At 66.0% G+C, this 5172-nt stretch carries 5 protein-coding genes; all 5 read left to right on the plus strand.

The window, feature by feature from the left end; all coding sequences use genetic code 11:
• Nucleotides 1–1161 (plus strand): acyl-CoA dehydrogenase family protein (locus IV091_RS16535; RefSeq protein WP_293470352.1); only part of this gene is annotated, 1161 nt, incomplete at its 5' end.
• 26 nt (nucleotides 1162–1187) lie between these two features.
• Nucleotides 1188–2321, plus strand: a complete 1134-nt coding sequence (locus IV091_RS16540) for an acyl-CoA dehydrogenase family protein (RefSeq protein WP_293470353.1) — start codon at nucleotides 1188–1190, stop codon at nucleotides 2319–2321.
• Nucleotides 2322–2408: 87 nt separating this feature from the next.
• Complete coding sequence (locus tag IV091_RS16545) at nucleotides 2409–3617, plus strand: CaiB/BaiF CoA-transferase family protein (protein WP_293470354.1); 1209 nt, start codon at nucleotides 2409–2411, stop codon at nucleotides 3615–3617.
• 50 nt (nucleotides 3618–3667) lie between these two features.
• Nucleotides 3668–4666 (plus strand): tripartite tricarboxylate transporter substrate binding protein, encoded by a 999-nt coding sequence (locus tag IV091_RS16550; protein WP_293470355.1) that lies wholly within the window; start codon nucleotides 3668–3670, stop codon nucleotides 4664–4666.
• Nucleotides 4667–4721: 55 nt separating this feature from the next.
• Nucleotides 4722–5172: electron transfer flavoprotein subunit beta/FixA family protein (locus IV091_RS16555; RefSeq protein ID WP_293470356.1), on the plus strand; the 451-nt coding region annotated here is incomplete at its 3' end.

The following is a 5172-nucleotide window of genomic DNA, read 5'->3' on the forward strand; positions in this document are numbered from 1 at the left end:
CGCGCCGAAGTGCAGCGCTTCCTGGCCGACAAGGTGCCGGCCCGGCTGACCGCCAAGGTGCGTGACGGCAAGCGCCTGGGCAAGGCCGACCTGCAAGCGTGGCATGCGCTGCTCAACGCCCAGGGCTGGCTGGCCAGCCACTGGCCCGAGCAGTACGGCGGACCGGGCTGGAACACCGTACAGAAGTTCATCTTCGACCACGAGTGCGCGCTGGCCTATGCCCCCCGCACCATTCCGTTCGGGGTCAACATGCTGGGCCCGGTGCTGATCAAGTACGGCAGCGAAGCCCAGAAGCAGCACTGGCTGCCGCGCATCCTCAGCGGTGAAGACTGGTGGTGCCAGGGCTATTCGGAGCCGGGCGCGGGCTCTGACCTGGCGTCGGTCAAGACCAGCGCGGTGCGCAGCGGCGACCACTACATCGTCAACGGCCAAAAGACCTGGACCACGCTGGGACAGCACGCCAACATGATCTTTTGCCTGGTGCGCACAGACCGCGACGTCAAGCCGCAAGAAGGCATCAGCTTCCTGCTCATCGACATGGCCACGCCCGGCGTGGACGTGCGCCCCATCATCACGCTCGATGGCGAGCACGAGGTCAACGAGGTCTTCTTTACCGACGTGAAGGTACCGGCAGGCAACCTGGTGGGCCAGGAGAACAAGGGCTGGACCTGCGCCAAGTACCTGCTGACCTACGAGCGCACCAACATCGCGGGCGTGGGCTTTTCCGATGCCGCGCTGGCGCGCCTCAAGGTGATCGCGGCCAGGACCCTGAAGAACGGCCAGCCCCTGGCGCGGGACCCGCTGTTCGCGGCGCGCCTGGCCCGGGTCGAGATCGACCTGGAAAACATGAAGACCACCAACCTGCGCGTGATCACGGCCGTGGCAGGCGGCGGCGTGCCGGGGGCCGAGAGCTCCATGCTCAAGATTCGCGGCACCGAGATCCGCCAGGAACTGACCGCCCTGACCCGCCGCGCCATGGGACCCTATGCCCTGCCCTTCATCGAGGAAGCGCTGCAGGAAGGCTACGACCAGCCCTCCGTAGGCCCGCAGGAGTCGGCCTCGGCCTCGGCCCAGTACTTCAACAACCGCAAGCTGTCGATCTTCGGCGGCTCCAATGAAATCCAGAAGAACATCATCTCCAAGATGATCCTGGGCCTGTAAAGCACCGCACGCACGAGGACCCCACCATGAACTTCACCCACACCGAAGACCGCCGAATGCTGGCGGACGCGCTCGACCGCTACGTGGCCGAGCAGTACAGCCTGGAGACCCGCCACAAGATCAGCCAGTCGGCCCAGGGCTACAGCCCCGGGCAATGGGCCAGGTTTGCCGAACTGGGCGTGATCGGCGCCCTGTTCACCGAAGCGCAAGGCGGCTTTGGCGGCGATGGCTTTGACATTGCCGTGGTGTTCGAATCCCTGGGCCGCGGCCTGGTGGTCGAACCCTTCCTGGCCAGCGCCGTGCTGGCGGGCAGCGCCCTGGCCCACGCCGGCAACGACGCCCAGCAAGCGCTGCTGGCCGGCCTGATCGACGGCAGCCACATTGCCACGCTGGCCCATGAAGAGGCCGACGCGCATTACGCGCTCCACCGCGTCAGCACCCGCGCCACCCGCGACGGCGACCACTATGTGATCGACGGCGCCAAGGCGGTGGTGGCCCTGGGCGACCAGGCGCAGACCGTGGTCGTGTCCGCCCGCAGCAGCGGCGACGTGGACAGCGAGGACGGCATCTCGCTGTTCGTGGTGCCCGCCGACACGGCCGGGCTCAGCCTGCGCGCCTACCCCAACATCGACGGCAGCCGCGCCGCTGAAATCACCTTCACGCAAGTGCGCGTGCCCGCCTCGGCCCTGCTGGGCGCCGAAGGCCAGGGCCTGGCTACGCTGGAGCATGCCGTGGGCCGCGGCATCCTGGCGCTGTGCGCCGAGTCCCTGGGCGCGATGGAAGTCGCCAAGAAGCAGACCATCGAGTACCTGCAAACGCGCAAGCAGTTCGGCAAGGCCATTGGCAGCTTCCAGGCCCTGCAGCACCGCATGGCCGATGTGCTGCTGGAAATCGAGCAGGCCCGCTCGGCCGTGATCAATGCCGCCGCCGCACTGCAGGCCGACCGCAGCACGCGGGAGCGCGCCTTGTCGGCCGCGAAATACAGCATAGGCCGCATCGGCACGCTGGTGGCCGAGGAATGCATCCAGCTGCACGGCGGCATCGGCATGACCTGGGAGCTGCCCATGCCCCACTACGCCAAGCGCCTGGTCATGATCGACCACCAACTCGGCGACGAGGACCACCACCTGGCGCGCTTTATCGCACTGGGCCAGGCTTGATACCATGCACGGGCCGCTGCGGCCGCACCGTGAAGACGCTCTGCCGGGAGGCTGGGCGCTTCGGAATATTTTGAAAACGGATCCATCATGTCAGACCTGAATTCCTCACTGCCGCTGGCAGGCATCCGCGTCCTGGACCTTTCCCGCGTGCTGGCCGGCCCCATGTGCGGCATGGTGCTGGGCGACTTTGGCGCGGAGGTCATCAAGATCGAGCACCCTGGCCGCGGCGACGACACGCGCGACTGGGGCTTGCGCGTGGGCAAAACCGAAACCGCCTACTTCAACAGCATGAACCGCAACAAGCGGTCCATCACGCTGGACCTGCAAAAGCCCGAGGCGGTGCAGATCGTGCTGGACCTGGCGCGGCAGTGCGACGTGGTGATCCAGAACTTCAAGTTCGGCGGCGCCGAGAAAATGGGCCTGGGTTACGAGCAGATCAAGGCCGTGCGGCCCGACATCGTCTACTGCTCTATCACCGGCTATGACCGCAGCGGACCAGAGGCCGCGCGGCCCGGCTACGACCTGGTGGTGCAGGGCGAGGCCGGCCTGATGGCGATCAACGGCGAGGCCGATCAGCCGCCGCTGAAGTTCGGCGTGGCGGCGGTGGACATGTTCACCGGCATGTATTCGGCACAGGCCATCCTGGCGGCCCTGTTCGAGCGCCAAAAGACCGGGCGCGGGCGCCATGTCGAGATGGCGCTGTTCGACTGCGGCCTCATGATCACGGCCTACTACGGGCTGGAAGCCATGCTGATGCAGAAAGACCCGCCGCGTTACGGCAATGCGCATCCGTCCATCGTGCCCTACGGCGTGTTCAATGCCGAAGACGGCCCGCTGGTCATCACCGTGGGCAACAACGCCCAGTTTGAGCGCTTTTGCCGCGAGGTGATCGACCGCCCCGACCTGGCCAATGACGAGCGCTTCAAGACCAACCTGGGCCGCGGCGCCCACCGCGAGGCGCTGATGTCGGAGATCCTGCGCGAACTGGGCAGCCGTTCGCGCGAGTTGCTGCTGCAACGCCTCAAGGCGGCCGGTATTCCGTGTGGTGAAGTGCTGGGCCTGTACGAAGCCCTGACCTCCGAGCGCGCCGTGCGCGGCGGGCTGGTGACCGAGCAGCCCCATCCGGTGGCCGGCAGCACGCATGTGATGGTGCCCCCCTACCGGCTCGATGGCGAGCGCCTGCCGGTGCGCCGCGCACCGCCCGAACTGGGCGAAGGCACCCGCGAAGTCCTGTCGAGCCTGCTGGGCCTGGGCGACGCGCGCCTGGCCGAGCTCAAGGCCCTTGGCGTGCTCTGAAGACACGACCACATCCCATTTTTTTTTGCTCAAGCTACCCAGGAGAACCCATGTCCAACCCTATTTCTTTCAAGCTGTCCGGCCTGACCCGCCGCGTCCTGCTGGCCCTGTCCCTGCCCATGCTGGCAGGCAGCGCCTTCGCGCAAGCGTGGCCGAGCAAGACCATCAAGCTGATCGTGCCCTTCCCGGCCGGCGGCCCGACCGACACCGCCTCGCGCATCATTGGCCAAAAGCTGGCCTTGCGCCTCAAGCAGCCGGTCATCGTGGAGAACAAGGCCGGTGCATCGGGGGCGATTGCGGCAGCGCAGGTGGCCAAGTCACCGGCTGACGGCTACACCCTCATGATGCTGGCCACGCCGACCCTGCTGGCGCCCCACCTGTACAAGACCACGGGCTACGACAGCGTGAAGGACTTCACCGCGATTGCCACGGTGTACGACCTGCCCATCGTGGTGGTGGTCAACCCGTCGCTGATGCCCACCGTGACCGACCTGCAAAAGCTCGTGACCCATGCCAAGGCGCAGCCCGGCCGCCTCAACTACACCAGCTCAGGCGTCGGCAGCTTCGGCCACCTGAGCATGGAACTTCTCAAGCAGATGGGCCAGTTCGACATGCAGCATGTGCCTTACCGGGGCGGTGTGCCGGCAATTACCGACACGCTGGGCGGCCAGGTGCCCATGATGTACGCCGACCTGGTGGCCGCCTTGCCGCACATCCAGTCAGGCGGTCTGCGCGCCATTGCCGTCGGTTCGCCCCAGCGCGTGGGGGTGATCCCCGATGTCAAAACCATTGCCGAGCAGGGCTTCAAGGGCTTTGATGCCGTGTCCTGGGGCGGCCTGATGGCCCCTGCGGGCACGCCCAAGGATGTGGTCGACCGCCTCAGCGCCGAGGTCAAGGCCATCCTGGCCGAAAAAGACACGCAGGACAAGCTGCTGCACGCCGGCGCCATTGCCAACTACCAGACCGCCAGCCAGATGGCCACCCGCGTGCAGCAGGACTACACCAAGTGGGGCAAGGTGATCCGCGACAAGGGCATCACGAACCAATAGCGTGAACTGCGCGCGCTGCATCTGAACATTTCAACCTGATCATCAAAAGGAAGCCATGAAAATCATTGTCCCCGTCAAGCGCGTTGTCGACTACAACGTCAAAGTCCGCGTCAAATCAGATGACACTGGTGTCGACATCGCCAACGTCAAGATGAGCATGAATCCGTTTGACGAGATCGCCATCGAGGAAGCCACCCGGCTCAAGGAAAAAGGCGTGGCGACGGAAGTCATTGCCGTGTCCTGCGGCGTGCTGCAGTGCCAGGAAACCCTGCGCACCGCCATGGCGATCGGCGCCGACCGCGCCATCCTGGTCGAGACCGCTGAAGAGTTGCAGCCGCTGGCCGTGGCCAAGCTTTTGAAAGCCCTGGTCGAGAAGGAAGCCCCGCAGCTCGTGATCCTGGGCAAGCAGGCGATTGACGACGACTGCAACCAGACCGGCCAGATGCTGGCCGCGCTGCTGGGCTGGCCGCAGGCCACGTTTGCCTCCAAGGTGGAAATGGCCGAAG

Source organism: Polaromonas sp., from assembly GCF_018780625.1.
Lineage (GTDB): Bacteria > Pseudomonadota > Gammaproteobacteria > Burkholderiales > Burkholderiaceae_C > Polaromonas.